Below are 18703 nucleotides of genomic sequence, written 5' to 3'. Positions count from 1 at the left end.
TTGTCAGAAGAAACATTAACCTATTTAGAAAAAGTTACCGAAGCAAAGGTAACGGTTGGTGAAACCATTTCTATTGTTTTTCACAAAGCAAAGCTCAAAATGCGTGATGAGCTTGAGATTGACTTATTAAAAAGTATAAATCCTGAATTGAATAAACAACTAACCGTTACGGAAGACGAGGTCGTACTTACACTATCACCTCCCTCTTCCTATCAATTCGTACAAAATCTCCATACGAAAAGCATTATTTGGCGATGGACATTTGCTTATCAGTTAGTACAAAAAGTAAAACAACACCACTTAAATCGTCTACATCCTGTCATTTGTCCTAGCAATATTTTATATGATAAGGGACTAATCCCACACTTTCTACATTATGGCGTAATGGAAAGTATACCACCTTATGAAAAAGACGAAGAACGTACACGGGAAGAATTAAAAGCAACCATAGCGTCTCTTATTGATCCTAAGCATTCATTTGAATCCTATTTACATCATTCATCTACATTAGAGTTATCCGTAATAGCAAAGAAAATTATGTCGGTTACATCCTATGAAAATTTAGAAAGTCTAATTGAGAAAAACATCAACAAAGAAGAAAAGAAAGCAAAAGAATATATCGAACTACCGAAAAGAAAGTGGAAACTAGGGCGATATATGTCTCTTTCACTCCTTATATTATTAATACCTGCTATTGTCTATACCGTGTATGCTGCCTTTTTCAAGCAGCCAGAATTACAGGCGTATGTCGAGAGTGGAGATCATTTCTTACAAGGGAAATATAGCTCCGTAGTGAGTCGATTGGATGGATATGACCCAGAAGATATGCCTTATATCGTTAAATATCAATTAGCATCATCCTATATCGTAAACGAATCTCTAACGGAAGAACAACGTACCAATGTGCAAAATACCGTTACATTGCAATCAGATGAACGATACTTTTTATATTGGATATATATTGGTCGCGGAATGAATGAAGATGCAATTGACCTTGCTCGGGATTTAGAGGATCGAGATTTAATTGTGTTCGGTTTGTTAAAGCATCGTGAAGAAATAAAAGCAGATGATGACCTAAGCGGTGAAGAAAAAGAAAATCAATTAGAAGAAATTCAACGGGAAATTGATGACTACTTACAAGAGCAAAAAGAGGAACAGGAAGCAGCTGAGGCAGAAGTAGACGAAGAAGAACAAACAGATCAAGAAGAAGCTACTGAACATGATGGCAGTCAAAATCAGGATGCGAGCCAACAAGAAGAGGAAATACCAACAAACGAAGAGACTTCACAGCAACAAGAAGATCCAACATCACAAACGGATGTAAATGGCACAGATAACACAGGACAAACGGAACAAACTTCTGATCAAACAACAGAGCAAGAGAGCTAAGGGGGTGTGAAATGTGCAACAACAGCTTTGGATATTTTATCAAGGGGTTTATCAAAAATTGTCCCTCGATGAAGAGCAAAATCGGATCTCCATTGGAAATAGCATGGAGCATACGATCACCATTCAATCTATCGTAATACAGCCTGAAATAAACCTAGTGAGGCAGTCTGGTGGCCCTTTTCATTTTTATGTTAATGATCAACATATTGGAGAATTGCAGGAAAACAACTCTGTTTCTATTGAAACGCAAGAACAACCGATTGAGTTTATCCTTCGTTCAGAAAAAAGGATAGAAAGACAATATTATATAGGAAATCAGTTCGAAATTCCTATTCCCGCTGTGTCAGAGCATCAGGATACGGCATTTATCCTTCAGCGAAGAGATACGTTTTGGGAGGTTATCCCTCAAGAAGAGAATGTTTATGTAAATGGCCACCAACTAAAAGAAAAAACAGCATTATCCTTAGGCGATGAAATCTTCCATCCCTATCTAGAGGTTGTGTTAAAAGAAGAGGATGTTTTATCCATTACGAGTGATACAGATGTTATCCCTCTACCGAAGTTTACAGAACCAACCTCGGAAATGAAGCAGAAATATCCATACTATCGAAGAACACCAAGAATGTATTATGAGCTTCCAGATGACAAAGTATCCTTTACCTTTCCTTCACCGGAAAGCGATGATAACAATCGGACGTTATGGCTCATTATCTTACCACCATTAGTTATGTTACTCGTAATGGGTTTTGTAGCGATTGTGATTCCAAGGGGTATTTTTATCATAATTTCTCTCGTAATGTTTACAACAACCATTATTACCTCCTCTGTTCAATATTTTAAAGAAAAGAAAAACACCAAACGAAAAAAAGAAAAGCGAAAGCGATTGTATACGAAGTACTTGGAAGATAAGCGAGAGGAACTAACAGCGTTATCAAACAAACAATTAGAAGTTTTACAATACCAGTTTCCCACCTTTGAACGTTTGAAATATTTAACCTTTCAAATTAACAATCGTATTTGGGAAAGAACGCTAAAGAGTGAGGATTTCTTACATATACGAGTTGGTCGGGCAACGATACCATCTAGCTACGATGTATCCGTACATAGTCGCGATATGTCTAACCAAGAGATGGATGATCTACTCGAAAAGGCACAGCAAATGGTAGAGGTGTATAGCAGCATTCGAAAGGCACCTCTAACCATAGATGTTGCAAGTGGTGCGGTAGGATTAATCGGGAAATATTCTGTCGTGAAACGCGAAATTCACCAAATGGTCGGTCAGTTAGCCTTTTACCATAGCTATCATGATGTGCGATTTATTGCGATTTTTGACGAAGAAGAGTATGCAGATTGGGAATGGATGAAATGGCTCCCCCACTTCCGTTTGCCACACTTTCATGGACGTGGCTTTATTTACAATGAACAAACACGGGATCAGTTCCTTACATCCATCTATGAAATGATTAAGCAAAGGGATTTAGAGGAGCAAGATAATAAAAAAGAACAGAAAGTATATGCACCACACTTTATTTTTATTGTGACGAATCGACAGCTTATATCTGAGCATCTCATTTTGGAATATTTAGAAGGAGAATTTGCTCATCTTGGTATTTCGACTATTTTTGCAGCCGATACGAAGGAAAGCTTATCAGACAATATTCATACACTGATTCGTTACATTAACGCTCAAGAAGGTGACATTTTAATACAAGACCAAAAGGCCGTACATCTACCGTTTAAACTTGATGCTTTTCAAACGAAGGAGAATGAACGATTTGCTAGATTACTATTTTCTTTAGAGCATCAATTAGGCATGAGTAATTCCATTCCGAAAACGGTGTCTTATTTAGAAATGTTCCATGTAAACAAAGTAGAGCAGCTAGGCATACCAGAGCGTTGGAGTCAAAATCAGTCTTCCAAGTCACTTGCTGTACCCATTGGCTTAAAAGGAAAAGACGACCTCGTTGAGCTGAACCTACACGAGAAGGCGCACGGGCCTCATGGACTACTAGCAGGGACAACTGGCTCCGGTAAAAGTGAGCTATTACAGACTTATATTCTATCGTTAGCGGTTCATTTTCATCCATATGAAGTAGCCTTTTTGTTAATTGACTATAAGGGCGGCGGAATGGCACAAGCCTTCAAGCACATTCCGCATCTACTTGGAACAATTACGAACATTGAAGGAAGCAAAAACTTCAGTGCCCGAGCATTAGCTTCCATCAAAAGTGAATTAAAACGAAGACAACGATTGTTCGATCAGTACGAAGTCAATCATATCAATGACTATACTGACCTATATCGGAGCCAAAAGGCAGACCAACCGATGCCTCATTTGTTCATTATTTCGGACGAATTTGCAGAGCTAAAAAATGAGGAACCGGATTTTATAAAAGAGCTTGTTAGTGCTGCTCGTATTGGTAGAAGCTTAGGAATCCATTTAATATTGGCTACCCAAAAACCAGGTGGAATCATTGATGATCAAATCTGGAGTAATGCCCGATTCCGAATCTCACTAAAAGTACAAGATGCAAATGACAGTAAAGAGATATTAAAAAATGCGGATGCAGCAAAATTAACCATTACCGGACGTGGATACTTACAAGTTGGAAACAACGAACTGTATCAATTATTCCAATCAGCATGGAGTGGTGCTCCTTACCAGAAGGATTCCTTTGGTGCTGAGGATTCTGTATCACTAGTCACGGACCTAGGTCTTGTACCACTTTCCGATGTCTCAACGAAGCGTAATAAGACCAAGGTAGATAAAAAGACAGAAATAGAAGCAATCGCTGAAGAAATTGTACGGGTTCAACATGAGCTACATATCGAGAAACTATCTAGCCCATGGTTGCCACCGTTACCTCTACGTTTTACAAAGAGAAAAACAGAAAAGGATGACGCAAGCTCCGTTCATATTGGAATAACAGATGAACCAGAAAAACAATTACAATCAGACTATTATTACAAGATTACAGAGGACGGAAATGTTGGCGTTTTCGGTTCTTCAGGTTACGGAAAATCGATGACCTTAATGACCTTATTATTAGGCTTTGCTCAACAAAAAAGCTCTGATGATGTTCATTTTTATATTTTTGATTTTGGAAATGGCGCTTTATTACCTTTACGCCAGCTTCCTCATATTGGGGATTATTTCCGCTCTGATGACCAGCGTAAAATTGAGAAGTTTTTAGCGTTTATTCAAGAGGAAATGGAACGGCGTAGAGAATTATTCCGAGATTTCGAGGTAAGTAATATTAAACTGTACAACGCCATTGCACAACAAAAGCTACCCCTCTTCTTTGTCACCATAGATAACTTTGATTTGATCAAAGAAGAGATGCAGGAGATTGAAAATCGTTTTATTCAAATTGCGAGAGATGGGCAATCTCTTGGTATTTATATGATTTTAACAGCTACTAGGGCTAACGCAATACGTCAAGCTTTGATGAATAACCTTAAAACAAAAATCGTTCATTACTTAATGGATGCATCGGAGAAAACCACCCTACTTGGTCGTACACAATACGAATTAGAAGCAATTCCAGGTCGAGCTTATATTCAAAAGGATTCTTCCTATTTAGCTCATATTTGTCTTCCTGCAGAGGGAGCAAATGACATGGAAGTGTTGGATAACGTAAAAGCTACGATTGAGGAAATTAAGTATCATGACACAGGCACAATCAAACCTAAGGCCATTCCTATGCTGCCAACTGAGCTTAATGAAACATCCTTTTATAAGCATTATGTCGTGGCTAAAAAAGCAGGATTTCTCCCTATCGGCTTAGATGAAGATCGAGTTCAACCAGTTTATCTCGATATGGCTAAGAATAAACATTGCTTAATCGTTGGGCAGGCACAAAAAGGGAAAACCAATGTATTAAAAATAGTGATCAATACGTTGCTTGAGCAATCCATAAAAAATCTAGCAATCTTTGATACCGTTGATCGCGGGCTAGTAGATTATGCGCAAGAAGATAACATTCGCTATATGAATTCGAAGGAGCACATCTCCAGTTGGATGGAGGAGATGAAACAAGAATTTCAAATACGCGAGCAAAAATATCAGGAATATTTACAACAAAGGTCCAATCAAGCAATAACGTTCCCACCGATATATTTCGTTATTGACGGTTTCGGTAACTTTTTACAGAACACCGATAGCTTAATCCAAGATGGCTTATCAAAATTTATGAAAAACAATACTCATTTGGGATTCCATCTGATTGTAGCTGGAAATGCCAATGAATATACAAAAGGATTTGATCCGTTTTCCAATGAGGTGAAACAAATTAGGCAAGCAATTTTATTAATGAAAAAAATGGATCAAAACCTCTTTACCCTTCCATACACAAGAAATGAGCCTGAAATTCAACCTGGATATGGCTACATTGTGGAAAATGGGAAAGAAACAAAAATACAAATACCGCAATTCGTTAGGAAAAGGGTGGTGATTACGTGAAAAAAGAGACCAAAAGTACGTTACAGCTAATTGGGAAAATGATGGTTGTACTCTTAATTCCCCTTTTGTTGCTCAACTATGTGGATAGTCAGCCTACTGTAGTAGTAGAGGAAGCGGCAGATCCAAAAGTGAGAAGCATCGCAATTGTTAATGAAGATACTGGCGCAGAAAACAATGATCAACAAATTAATCTCGGTCAAGAGGTTGCAGCCTTGCTAAGCAATCGGGAAGGGTTTAAATGGACAGTTGTAAATCGCTCCACTGCCGAAAGTGGTTTACAGAATGAAACCTATGATGGGGTTTTATATATCCCATCAGATTTTTCTCAAAACGTTATGACTTTTAAGGAAGAGGTTCCAACTAAGGCATCCCTGCAGTATTCAATCCGACCAAATATGGAGGCCAAAAATCATGAGCGAGTCCAACGAGAATTCGCTAATGTCCGGAATACGGTAAATAAGGAAATGACAACCATTTACTGGAATTATGTCTCTCAAGAGGTAGAGCACATACGGAAGCAATTCGACACGATTTTAGAAAAAGAAATTGCGTTCCAAGAGGAAATGTATTCCTTTTACACCCCTTCCTCTCAAGAGCTAGCGAATCAAATTGAAGCGCAACGGAATAATTTGGAGTCCATTCTAAATCAATTGCAGCAAACAGATGAAACTGCGGAAGGAAATCTCGAAGCCTCCCTCCAAGCAGAGGAACGATTATCTAGTTTTCTAGATTCCTTAGAGGACTACATCGAAATGCAGCAGGAGCAGAAGGCGTTGTTGGAAGAGGCACAGGTGATGAATCAGGAAGCAATTGGGGCAGGAATTGAGTCCTTTGAAACGACCATGAATGCTGCTACGAAATCAGTTCTTACAAAAATTGATAAATTAACTATACCTGAATACGAAAAAGACGATGACGAAGAGTTTATAGAGCAAATTAAAACAATGAATGGCCAACTAAAAGATTGGCAAACTTGGAGAACTGGTGAGGAACATTTAAATAATCAGAAGGCAAAATTGGAAGACATTCAATTACAAATGATTGAACTATATAAAGAGAACGAATTATATACTATTTTATCAACTTTAGAAGAGAGTATTGAAGCTGATTGGGAAATACTTGATGGTGAAGAGGAAACCGATCCACCACCAGAAGGCGGCGGTGAGGATGATGGAGATGGTGATCAACTAGCAACTTCTTCAAATAATTCAGAAGAAGAACCCACACCTATTGAATTTGTTAAACCAGAAAAGCCTGACGAGATGGATAAGGAGTTTCTTAAAAATATGGAAGACAACATTTGTAGTCTTCAAGAGTTACTTGATATTTTATATCCGTTAGAGATTACTGAAGATATAGACAGTCCATGTGATCAGGAAATATCACCAAATCAAGAAGAAGGAGGTAATCAAAGTGGTGAATCAGGTACTACAGGGGGATATGAAACTGAAACATTAACTACTATTAATTCCACTGAGCAAAGTAACGTACAACAAACTGAAAATGATGGAACTGAACCACCACCAAATTGGGATAAAGTAGGTACTATTCTAAATAACCTATTTTTAGAAATTAAATCTGCTGGAGATACTGTAAATAACTATGAGATATTGTGGAACGAGTATGCAAATGAATGGGAAACTCAATATGGTACGGTACTATCCTTAGTAAGTGAACAATTTAATTCTTTAGAACAAAAGATTATAAAGAACGATACATTGCCTGAAGGCGCAAAGGAGAAGTTTGATAAATTATTCAAACAAGAAATTTCAAACTATGATATTCCTGTATTAATCTCTTACGCAAGAAACCTTTCGACGTATCAGTCCTTATTAGATTTATGGAATAAGCCAAGTGATAAAATTTTGGAAACATTAATGGAAGACAACGAACTCCAAACATCTATTGATACACTCTTTGCTTTAACGGAGAAGGAATCTGGCTTCCATAATGCCATCTTAGAAAGTATTGATACAATGAATGAAGATTATGCAGACTTAATTGTTAATACATTAGGCTTTTTAGAGACATATGAGACTACTGTCATAGGTGAAAATGAAAGCATTACAAAAGACCTAAAATCAATGTTAATTCAAGGAGAAGAAATCACAACCGCATTACAAGAAGTAAACGCTGACGTATTTGAATGGGAAGAATCCCCTGCCCTACAGCAGTTAAATGGGGAGATGATCTTCCAAATGCAACAAAATACGGTTAGTAGCTTGGAAAATCTATCGGATACCCTTACTTCAATTGAGGAGAGTCAAAACAATGTAACAAGCTACACCGAGGAGCTTCAAGAAAGAGTAAGTACGGTTCAGCAACGCTCCAATCAGTTAAATAGCAACTGGGCAACAAACGTGGATTCAACCGAAAAGGTACGTGATGACGTCTATGAGGTTTTAAGTAATACGTTTGTAGACGATCAAAGTAATCCATATGTTTACGATTACTTATCAAACCCGGTTCAAGTGCAAGGTCAAGCAAATGGTCAAGTATTGTCTGAGGAAGAAGAAGCACCGCCACAAACACCACCAGTAGTCTTGTTCATTATCATTCTAGTAAGTGGCTTGCTCATTGGTTTCTTAAGTAGTTATTACAATACAGTGCCATTTATGATTCAAGGTGCATTGTATATTTTAATGAATGTTGCAGTAGGATTAATTATTAGTCTATACGGTTTGAATATCTATACCTTAGACGACGCACAATCGCTTAAATGGTCCATTTTTACCATCCTATTATTGTTTGCAGCATCTAACGTGGTGCGTGCAGGCTTTACATTCGGACCGTTTACAGGTTGGTTAGTAAGTGTAGGTGTCATTATATTCTTTGTGTCACCACTAATCAACATCATTGTAACGAATTTCAATTTTACAAACCCAGTATCGAATGTATATATGTCCTTACTTTATAACACAGACGGGAACTATTATCTCGTGCTATTAATCTTACTTGTCGTAACTTTGATAGCATCTGCACTCGTATATAGCAAACAACATTTTAAACGTAAGAAAAATATGGAAGAGGTGGAGGAAGATGAAGCGTCTTAGTATTCTAATGCTTTTCTCCCTTCTAACCTTTCAACAAATTACGATACATGCAGAGGAACCCGATCCTGTTCAACCACATATTTACGAGGAAAAGAAAATAGAAATCAATACAAATTCCTTTCGGGAACAAAATCAGGCTGCAATCAAACAGGAATTACCAGAAGAACAAAAGAATTTAACCTTTATCCCAAATGACACAAGCAAAAGTGAAATCATCCAAAGCCAGCTATTCACTTCCGTTGGCACCAAAACAAATTCGATTACAACACAAGCACAACAAATCGGTCTCTTTGATGAAGAAGTTGCGAGTAATCATTATGCTCAGAGAGAACGGGTATACTATGACGGTAGTGTATTAGAAGTAAAGCATTTCTTATGGTTTTTCACTGCAATTGTAATTGGATTTATGTTTTTCTGGATTATTCCGAAATTAAGAGATAGTATTCAGGATCAGCCATAAAAGTGAGCGTTAGTCTCCTAGACTAACGCTCTTTTCTATTTTAATGATAATCTCTAACATAAGCTCGGCCGAAGATAGCCCAGGAAATTTACCTTTAGGCCTTATAACTGTTATGGCATTCCATAAAGACATAGGATAGAGAAGTTTTCCAGATGTACCGTTTACTCTTCTTCTTCAGTAGCTTCTTCCTCTTCCTCCAACACAACATCCTCTAATTCAAGCCAAGAGAGTGTCTCCATAACAATTGTATTTAGTTTCTCATCGACCATTTCATCGCCATACTTTTTTTTCGCCTTTTGTATGGTAATCCATACATCATCCTTAAAATTGATAATTGGTTCATCATTTTCCAGATTATTAAACAATTCAATAATAACATCTAATGCTTTATCAAATTTTTTTCGTTCCAAATCGCTTGCCTTCATCATTGATCACCCATATTTAGGTTAACCAATAGATAGATGAATTAATCGAAATGAGACCACAGCTGTAAAAACGCTTCACTCTCCCCTGATATGCAATGTAATGTAGAACAAGCCGGAAACAGAACAATTCTGTTTCCGGCTTGTTAAATGAATTCGTTTTAGTACTTTACCCCTTTACATACTTGAATCTTTTACTTCTTGCGGCACTTCTATTTTCTCTACTTTATTTATACTTGTATATTCCATTGTAGCTTGTTGAGCTAATTCGAGTTCTTCACCTTCAATATTCATTTTCATATCCATATCCATATCATATTTTCTTAACTGATAGGACTCTTTATCAATATACATGGAAATACTGACATCGCTTATTTCTGTATTATCCAAAACCTCTGTAATATCTCCAAGTTGTGCGGTAACATCTTGGTTCATATATTGACTCATAAGCTCTTTCGTTAATTCTTTTACCCCATCTCCATCAGCCGTAAAACGTAATACATAGTTACCGTCTTTCTCCTCTTGCTTAAAATCTTCAATATATGGTTCCATCATCTCTAACTGCTCATTCACATCTGGTTGTTCTCCAGTTATTTGCGGAACCATTCCGGCATCCATTTTCATCCATGCAGCTGATTCGGAATCATACATGTAAACTTCATCATCCACCATATACATTTCCATATCCATTTCCATTGATTCTCCTGCCATCATTACATTCATTGTTCCTTTTTGATGCATTGCCATAGGTTCTACTATCATTGATCCCTCCATCTTGCTATCCATCGTCATTTCCATACCTTGCGAAGCTAGTTTCATATCCTGCGTTAAGTCGATTACAAATTCTGCACTTTTCATATCCTCCGCTGCTTCCACTGCATTTTTGTATATTTCATTAACATCTGCATTCTCACTTCCACAAGCAGCTAAGGTAAGGGTAAACAGTAGTATGAGAATCGAGCCAAACCATTTCTTCATTTTATTTCCTCCTAATTTTGTTGATAGTTTATATACGAAACCACCCTCGTTTCGTTTCAATAAAGGAATAGGACGTTTTCCCTAATTTTTCCTATTGCTAATTTCCTATACAAATATAGCAACGAAAACGCACTCTTTCCCGAACGAAAGCTTTATATCTTCTCTGTATAATCGTTATTAACTGTTTTTATAATACATTTCTCATAGAAAAAGCAATGCAAAATCAACCAAAACACCTACAAATAATTATAAACCACTTTGCATTGTACGGAAATTTGTCCTTATTTTAAGAAAAACCTTTGACATTACATTAAAAATAGGGTAAATTACTAATGGTCGAACAATTATTATAAATAAAATGAAAAATATTCGTCTTTAGGGGTGAAATATATGGAGAACGTGTTTGATTACGAAGATATTCAATTAATTCCTGCAAAATGTGTGGTAAACAGCCGCTCAGAATGCGATACTACTGTAACTTTAGGGGGACACACATTTAAATTACCTGTAGTGCCTGCCAATATGCAGACAATTATCGACGAAAAAATTGCCATTACATTAGCTGAAAATAATTACTTTTATATAATGCATCGTTTTAATCCAGAAACACGAATTGAATTTATTAAAGATATGAACGCTAGAGGGCTTTATGCTTCTATCAGTGTCGGAGTAAAAGAAGAAGAATATCAATTTGTAGAGGAAGTTGCAGCAGCGAATCTATCTCCAGAATTCATCACGATTGATATTGCGCATGGACATTCCAATGCGGTTATAAATATGATTCAGCATATTAAGAAGCATTTGCCAAACAGCTTTGTCATTGCAGGAAACGTTGGTACTCCTGAAGCTGTCCGCGAATTAGAAAATGCTGGTGCAGATGCAACAAAAGTTGGAATTGGACCAGGAAAAGTATGTATTACGAAAATAAAAACTGGTTTTGGTACTGGTGGGTGGCAATTAGCAGCACTACGCTGGTGCGCAAAAGCTGCGAGTAAACCAATTATTGCAGACGGTGGAATCCGCACACACGGAGACATAGCAAAATCCATTCGTTTCGGAGCTTCTATGGTTATGATTGGTTCCTTATTCGCAGGGCATGAAGAATCTCCTGGAGAAACAGTTGAGCATGATGGAAAGCTCTATAAAGAGTATTTTGGATCGGCTTCTGAATTCCAAAAAGGAGAAAAGCGTAACGTTGAAGGTAAAAAAATGTTTGTCGAATATAAAGGAAAGCTACAAGACACTTTAACAGAAATGGAGCAAGACCTACAATCTTCTATCTCATACGCAGGTGGTAACAAATTAAACGCCATCCGCAATGTCGATTACGTAGTTGTTAAAAACTCCATTTTTAATGGAGATAAAGTATATTAATTTCCTACTTATATGAGCAACCACTTTAATTAGTGTTTGCTCTTTATTTATCAATAAGATAGCATTTGATTGTTGACGAAGGCTATTATTTCGGCTCTATTTCTCGAGCCAAAGCCTGTTCAATTTTTTCATCTAAACGTTTCACTAGGAATCGTTCTTTTTCCTGATCAATATTACGGTAGTGGTGCTCATCACCAGGTTGTTTATCCTTTTCATCTGCGAGATGCACAACCTTTTGCATGGCATTTAACTCCACATTTCCTTTAGGCAACGCTGATTCTGTATGAAATAGAATGGCATGGGAAATTTCTTTCGCAGCAAGCTTATCCTCTCCTAAACGGATGAGCAATTTATGAGCTCTTTCTGCTCCTTTTATCGGATGAATGTCATATTCCCGATATTGATCATAGTCCCATTCTCCACCTGTATACCATTCATAATGGCCAATGTCATGCAAAAAGCCAGCCTTTGCTGCCCAATCTGGATTCACTTCATATTCTTTTGCAAGATGAAATGCATGATACGCTACCGAAATAGCATGAGCCATCCCAGAACGTCTAACATACTTCTGTGTAATGGGATGCTCGTAAATATCTTGTAAGGAAACCTTTCTCATCTAATCGTCCCCTTTGCCCATTTTTCGTTAAATATCCATATACTATCATTATTATATTCCGTAATCAACGAATTTGGTAAAAAGGCTAGCCATACGATACAGCAAGCTCGTCTCCTACTAGTCTTCTATAAACTTAAAATCAACATCCTCCCCATCCAATTCTACTTCAATACGATGATTTTCCAATAACCATGCATTCGTATTATTTATGTAAAAAGTAATTCCCTCTTTTTCATCCTGATAGGCAATATCTCCCTCATTCCCAACTGTAATGCCTAAAAAATAGCTTGGAAATACAGTAGGAATTCCTCCATAAAGCTTGGCAGATATTTGGACATAATCCCCTTTTTCTAAATCAAATTCCTCAATAAACCATTTAGCTGCATCGTTGCTCACATTAAACTTCATTGTTACACCTCATTTTATATATGTCCTTTAGTACAGTTTTAGTATAAGTTATCCTAAATCCCAACATACCACAAAAAAGTGAACATACAATGAAAAATGCTCAATCCCATTATGAGATTGAGCATTTAATTGTATTAATATAACAAGTAGTTTGCACGGACATCCTTAAATGCATCTAGTTCATCTTGCCATTGTGCTTTTATTTCTTCAACGGATTGACCATTTTGTATCGCTTCTAGTACCCAGCCATTCCCGATTAAATTATGGAAAAAGTCACGGAAGGTAACATCCTCAGGATATAAATCATAGATGGTTTTCACAATGTGCAATCCTGTTTCCACCGGTAAATAAGCATCTCGATCTGTTACATGTATTTCAATACCATTGGATAAATTTCCGCTATGCTTGGAAAATAGCGGAGTAAAGGATGCTGCTCTAAACATGACTCCCGGTAACTGTAAAGCATTCAATTCCTCAGCTAGCTGTGTACTATTGATAAACGGTGCACCAATTAATTCAAACGGTTTAGTCGTACCTCTTCCTTCTGATACGTTCGTTCCCTCCATTAAAGCTGCACCAGGATATACCATAGCTGTCTCCAATGTAGGCATGTTTGGAGATGGCATGACAAAATCTAGCGGTGTTTCATCGTAATACATATCTCGTTCCCAGCCATTCATTTCTACAACGGTTAAATCTGCGCCAATCCCGAATTCCTCGTTAAATAATTTTGCAAGCTCCCCTACTGTCATACCATGTCGTAAAGGAATTGGATAATTTCCAACAAAGGACGCATATTCCGGATCTAATACTGGGCCTTCTACTTTTTCGCCACCGATTGGGTTCGGGCGGTCTAATACAATAAACTCAATATTATTTTCTTGTGCTGCCTCCATAGCATATGCCATCGTGTAAATATACGTATAGAAACGACTTCCTACATCTTGAATGTCAAACAATAAGACGTCTACATCTTCCAGCATTTCTGGAGTCGGTTTTCTCGTTTCTCCATATAAACTATACACTGGAAGACCCGTTTCTTCATCCATGTAGTATTCAACATATTCTCCTGCCTGTGCACTTCCACGAACTCCGTGCTCTGGTCCATATAGAGCCGTTAATTCCACATCCTCATCGTTATATAAAAGGTCAACGATACTATTTAGTTCCTGGTCTACACCAGTTGGATTGGTAATTAGTCCTACTCGCTTTCCTTCAATTAAATCCTTTCGCTCTTCAAGCAGCACTTCAACACCGAGCTTAAACTTATGGGGATTTCCTTTTCCTTTTTCATGACCATATTGATTTCCGTTGCCATTACCTGTTGCGACAACACCAGTTAAGGACCATAACACCAAAACAGCTGTTAACAACATAACAAATCCTTTTTTCATCTAATCCCTCCTCTATATTAAGGTCTTAACAAAGCATTTTTAATAATGTAATCCATGACCAAATTCGTATAGCGTTCCTCCTGCAGCATTTGGTATGGAAACAGGCAATGTACCGGTCGGAATGTTGTGCCCAAAGAGTGTATTTGCTGTTGCTTCGAAGCTCGCTTCTCTAAATCCATATTGAGCTAAATAAGCATCTATGGTTGGATAAGCCATGATGTCATATGGGTTACGGATACCGATCCCAATTACCGGTGCTTCACTATATTCCATTACTTGATGTACCATTTGCATTTGTTCACTAGTCTCCGCACGTCCGGAAACATTGTATGTGTAGGTACCAATAATGACAGCTTTCGCATCGTCTAATTGAGTTAATTGGCTATCTGTTAATGGGCCTGTTGTACTTATATAGTCTGTATTGGCATGCTTTTCCGTAATTGCATTGGCCAGGCTATCTCCATAGGTCCCACCTATAACAACAATCTTTTCATTCTCCGCTACATTTAACGGAAGGGCGTCATCATTTTTCACAAGTGTTATCGATTGATGAGCAGCTGTAGCTTCTATTCTTTTATGATCCTGAGAACCGACAACCTCTTGTGCATTTGCGATTTTTTCATCGATAGGTGTTGGTGTTTCTTCTTTAAAAATGCCCCGCTTTACTTTGAGGGTTAAAATACGCTCAACCGACTGTTCTATTCGGGATTCTGTAATTTCTCCGGATTGAACAGCTTCTAATAACCCGGAAGCAACCTCCTCTAAACCTACTGGCATAAGAACAATATCTGTACCTGCTTTAACCGCTCGAATTGCGGCATCAACTGGTCCAAAATGATCGGTAATTGCGTTCATGTTCATTGCGTCTGTAATGATTACCCCATTATATTGCATTTCTTCTCGCATCAAATCCGTTAACACCTTCTCTGATAAGGTCGCTGGCAGTGCAATTTCAGAACCATCCTTTTTGGAGATTACTTTCGTGTCATCAATCTTCGGAAAGGTTACATGGGCTGTCATGACAGCATCAACGCCTGCGTTCATAGCTTGTTGAAATGGATAAAGCTCTACTTCTAACAAACGATCTTTGTCATGAGGCACTTCTGGTAAGCCTAAGTGAGAATCCACCGCAGTGTCACCATGTCCAGGAAAGTGTTTTGCTGTTGCTGCAACTCCAGTACTTTGAAGCCCTTCTAAATATGCCACACCCAATTCACCGACTAAAGCTGGATCACTACCAAATGAGCGGACTCCAATTACCGGATTATCTGGATTGTTGTTTACATCTAATACAGGAGCTAGATTCATATTGATTCCAAGTGCTTCTAGCTCTTCGCCAATGGCTTTTGCAACCTGATATGTAACATCCTCAGAGCGAGTTGCACCTAATGCCATGTTACCTGGCATGTCTGTTCCAGATTGTAGTCTTGTTACAATACCACCTTCCTGATCAATCGTAAGAAGTAATCCATATTTTTCAGCTGCCGCTTGGTAATCCGACACAAGCTCTGCTGTCTGTTCGGTTGTAACCACATTTTCTCTAAATAAAATAACACCACCTAAGTGATACTCTTCAATAAGCTGCTCGATTTCTGGAAGCATTTCCGTAACATTTTCTCCGTTCCAAGTACGAAAGTCTGGCATAAGCATTTGGCCAATTTTTTCTTCTAGCGTCATATGTGAGACTGTATTTTCAATAATATGGTAACGATCTCCTTTTTGCTTTACTACTTGTGGTTTACTTTTCGGTTTCCCTGTAGATTCCCTTGCTTCTTTTGGATCCACCTTATAGTCTAATGCAATTCGATCTTCATAAATCCCATCCGAAACTGTAATAAATGTTCTTCCATTTTGTCCTGTGAACAACACGTTTCCCTTCTCATCAACGGTTGCAACGTTCTGATTTGTAGAGTTCCACTCTAAATGGTTGGAGGTTGCAAGTGTAAAATGTCCATCTTCATAGGTATGAAGAGCTTTCAACTCGATAGAATTGTTATTTACCTCCACTTCTACTTGTGGGACATTTTGATAAATAATTAAGTCTGATTTCGTGGTACTTTTCTCTGCACTCACGAGTTTAAACGAACCTCCCATAAGGAATTGAGAACATATGAGAACAACCGAAATGATAGAAAGCATACTAATTTTTCGCATTATTTCTCCCCCAATCTTTTTTGATATAGCGAATCAAACTACCTTACAAACAATTCTCGAAAACAACCATCTCCTTTACTGGCTATTGTTAATAGAGAAAACTTGAGCTCATAACAACGGAGTATGAATGTGTTAAAAAACAGGAGTTGAGGAATAGTGGGAAAATTACTTTTATGTAAAAAGTAATGAAAGTAGGGTAATAGAATCGAATTGGTACAAGACTATTAGTAAAGCGCTTACTATTTGATTTCATAGTAAATGGATAAGCTTTTGATGTCTATCACACTTTCCACCTAAAGATTCGGGTGACTTAGAGGAATTCCCCTAGGTGGATATATCCATTTAGCATAAAAACAACTCGAAATTTAAGTGGATTTGAAGAAATATTTCATAGGGAAAATCGAAAAAGCAACAAATTTTTAACTACTTCTAAAACAAACAAAGGTGCTAGAACACTTGAGACGCACCTTTCAATAACAACAAACGTTGCCACAGAATTAAAATGAACCAAAGCATTAAAAGAGGACAAAATGGAATCGTTCCATCTTGTCCTCAAAGATTCATTTTTATTGGTACTTATACACACGACCATCTGGGTCCACACCATATCTTCCGAAGTAGTTTCGGTGACTTGTACCAGTATCAGGATCATCTATCACTTCAGGTCCATATAATTCAAATTCATAGACACCCTCTTCTGTTTTCGTACTTCCTTCTATAATATAGTCACTCTCTTTATTTATACCTTCATCAGCTAAAAATTCCCACAGTCTATCTGTTGCTTGCTGTTCACCTAGTTCAGAGCCTGTATTATCCCCAACTGATGGAGAAATAACATATTGCCCATCTTTATTTATGTATGCTTTCTTATCCCCTAATAAAACCGCTGCTAAACCGTCTACAAATGGAAATCCAAAGCTAAACTGAGGTTCAATGACCATCTCGCCTTTTGTATCTATATAACCCCAAAGATCATCCACCTTTACAGCCGCTAACCCATTACGGAAGATACCAATCTCATCGAAGGAATTATCAACTACAAGCTCGCCATTACGATCAATAAGCACCCATTGCCCAGGGGTATCATTAGAAGGTTGTTGATCCCAAGGTTGTACAGCTACGATGCCCTCTGAAAAATAGTTAGTAGATTTATAGATTGGCGGAATTACTTCTTTCCCAGATCCATCGATAAATCCCCAAACAGGACCATATGCTTCATTTACGTATAATACCGGTATTAATCCTTCAGAAAGAATTCCAATATCCTCATATTTTTGAATATGCTTCACATTTCCTTTTAAATCAATTAAATACAAGTCTTTCGTAAAGCTTTCTGATGATGTGTAAACCATTGCAACACCTTGATCAAAGGTTGTCATACCATCTACATTCTCAACTGGAACATCCTTTAATACAGTTGTTGTGCCATTCTTATCTATTAAATGTAATTCCCAAGCTCCATTTGTATTAGGATATATACCTAAAGCTTTCCCTTCAGAAAAATTCGTTACATTTATATAAGTAGGATTAATGGCAATGTCCCCATCGGTGTCGATAAATCCGTACCGAAGATTATAATCGCCTTCCTTTACTTGTTCTGAAAAACCAGCTAAGCCATCATGGAAGTCTCCTACATCCACATAATCAAATTCAAATTGCTTCTCACCGGATTGGTCAATAAAATACCCATTACCATCATCATCGTATACAGAAGCGAATCCCTCTGAAAAAGAATTAGCATAACTAAACGGCCCTTCAATTACCGTTTCTCCTAGCTCATTCACATATCGATACTCCACATCATCTGTACTGACAGGAATTAAAGCTTGATTATTCGGCTCCGTTCTTTCCTCAACTTCCTCTTCCCCTTTAATACGTTCCTTTTCAATTTCAAATTGAACTGTTTCCTCTTTTTGTGAGGAATCAGCTTTTGATTGAACATTTTCATCAGAACATCCTATTAATAACAACATCATGACTACGAATAAGCTAC

Annotated in this window: 12 protein-coding genes; 5 read left to right on the top strand and 7 right to left on the bottom strand. The window is 37.6% G+C overall.

The features are described from left to right. Genes essB through essA form a run of 4 tightly spaced genes read left to right on the top strand, consistent with a single transcriptional unit; the run spans position 1 to position 9364 of the window. Positions 1–1389 (top strand): type VII secretion protein EssB, encoded by a 1389-nt coding sequence (gene essB, locus C1A05_RS10225; protein WP_102028122.1) that lies wholly within the window; start codon positions 1–3, stop codon positions 1387–1389. A 13-nt stretch (positions 1390–1402) separates the two neighbouring features. Then, positions 1403–5851, top strand: coding sequence for a type VII secretion protein EssC (gene essC, locus C1A05_RS10220; RefSeq protein WP_234998469.1), 4449 nt, complete (start codon positions 1403–1405; stop codon positions 5849–5851). Next, positions 5848–8904 carry a type VII secretion protein EsaA gene (esaA, locus tag C1A05_RS10215; RefSeq protein ID WP_102028121.1) on the top strand — a complete coding sequence of 1019 codons (3057 nt, stop codon included), beginning with the start codon at positions 5848–5850 and terminating at the stop codon, positions 8902–8904. Before essC ends, esaA begins: the two co-directional genes overlap by 4 nt. Continuing rightward, positions 8891–9364: a type VII secretion protein EssA gene (gene essA, locus C1A05_RS10210; protein WP_102028120.1), complete on the top strand. Its 474-nt coding sequence runs from the start codon at positions 8891–8893 to the stop codon at positions 9362–9364. The genes esaA and essA overlap by 14 nt, the downstream gene beginning before the upstream one ends. A 161-nt stretch (positions 9365–9525) precedes the next feature. On the opposite strand, the gene C1A05_RS10205 is transcribed toward essA, so the two are convergent. Together C1A05_RS10205 and C1A05_RS10200 are read right to left on the bottom strand one after the other, a co-directional pair. Continuing rightward, positions 9526–9789, bottom strand: a complete 264-nt coding sequence (locus C1A05_RS10205) for an atypical membrane-integrating protein (Mistic protein) (protein ID WP_159462051.1) — start codon at positions 9787–9789, stop codon at positions 9526–9528. Positions 9790–9963: 174 nt separating this feature from the next. After that, positions 9964–10764, bottom strand: a complete 801-nt coding sequence (locus C1A05_RS10200; RefSeq protein WP_102028118.1) for a DUF6612 family protein — start codon at positions 10762–10764, stop codon at positions 9964–9966. A gap of 390 nt (positions 10765–11154) precedes the next feature. Here C1A05_RS10200 and guaC point away from each other — a divergent pair, with 390 nt between their 5' ends. After that, entirely contained in the window at positions 11155–12138 is a 984-nt protein-coding gene (guaC, locus tag C1A05_RS10195; protein WP_102028117.1) for a GMP reductase, read from the top strand. A gap of 85 nt (positions 12139–12223) precedes the next feature. On the opposite strand, the gene C1A05_RS10190 is transcribed toward guaC, so the two are convergent. The 5 genes from C1A05_RS10190 to C1A05_RS10170 form a co-directional block, all read right to left on the bottom strand. Then, positions 12224–12754: an HD domain-containing protein gene (locus C1A05_RS10190; RefSeq protein WP_102028116.1), complete on the bottom strand. Its 531-nt coding sequence runs from the start codon at positions 12752–12754 to the stop codon at positions 12224–12226. 117 nt (positions 12755–12871) lie between these two features. Further along, on the bottom strand, positions 12872–13162 hold the full coding sequence (locus C1A05_RS10185; protein ID WP_102028115.1) for a HesB/YadR/YfhF family protein: 291 nt from the start codon (positions 13160–13162) through the stop codon (positions 12872–12874). Between the two features lie 134 nt (positions 13163–13296). Further along, complete coding sequence (locus C1A05_RS10180) at positions 13297–14556, bottom strand: exo-beta-N-acetylmuramidase NamZ family protein (protein WP_102028114.1); 1260 nt, start codon at positions 14554–14556, stop codon at positions 13297–13299. 39 nt (positions 14557–14595) lie between these two features. Then, complete coding sequence (locus C1A05_RS10175) at positions 14596–16710, bottom strand: glycoside hydrolase family 3 protein (protein WP_102028113.1); 2115 nt, start codon at positions 16708–16710, stop codon at positions 14596–14598. Between the two features lie 566 nt (positions 16711–17276). Further along, positions 17277–18686, bottom strand: a complete 1410-nt coding sequence (locus tag C1A05_RS10170; protein ID WP_102028112.1) for a WG repeat-containing protein — start codon at positions 18684–18686, stop codon at positions 17277–17279. Positions 18687–18703 lie beyond the last annotated feature (17 nt).

The organism is Salirhabdus sp. Marseille-P4669 (genome assembly GCF_900240405.1).
In the GTDB taxonomy this organism is placed as follows: Bacteria; Bacillota; Bacilli; order Bacillales; family Alkalibacillaceae; genus OEQK01.
This window is presented reverse-complemented; position numbering and strand designations above follow the sequence as displayed.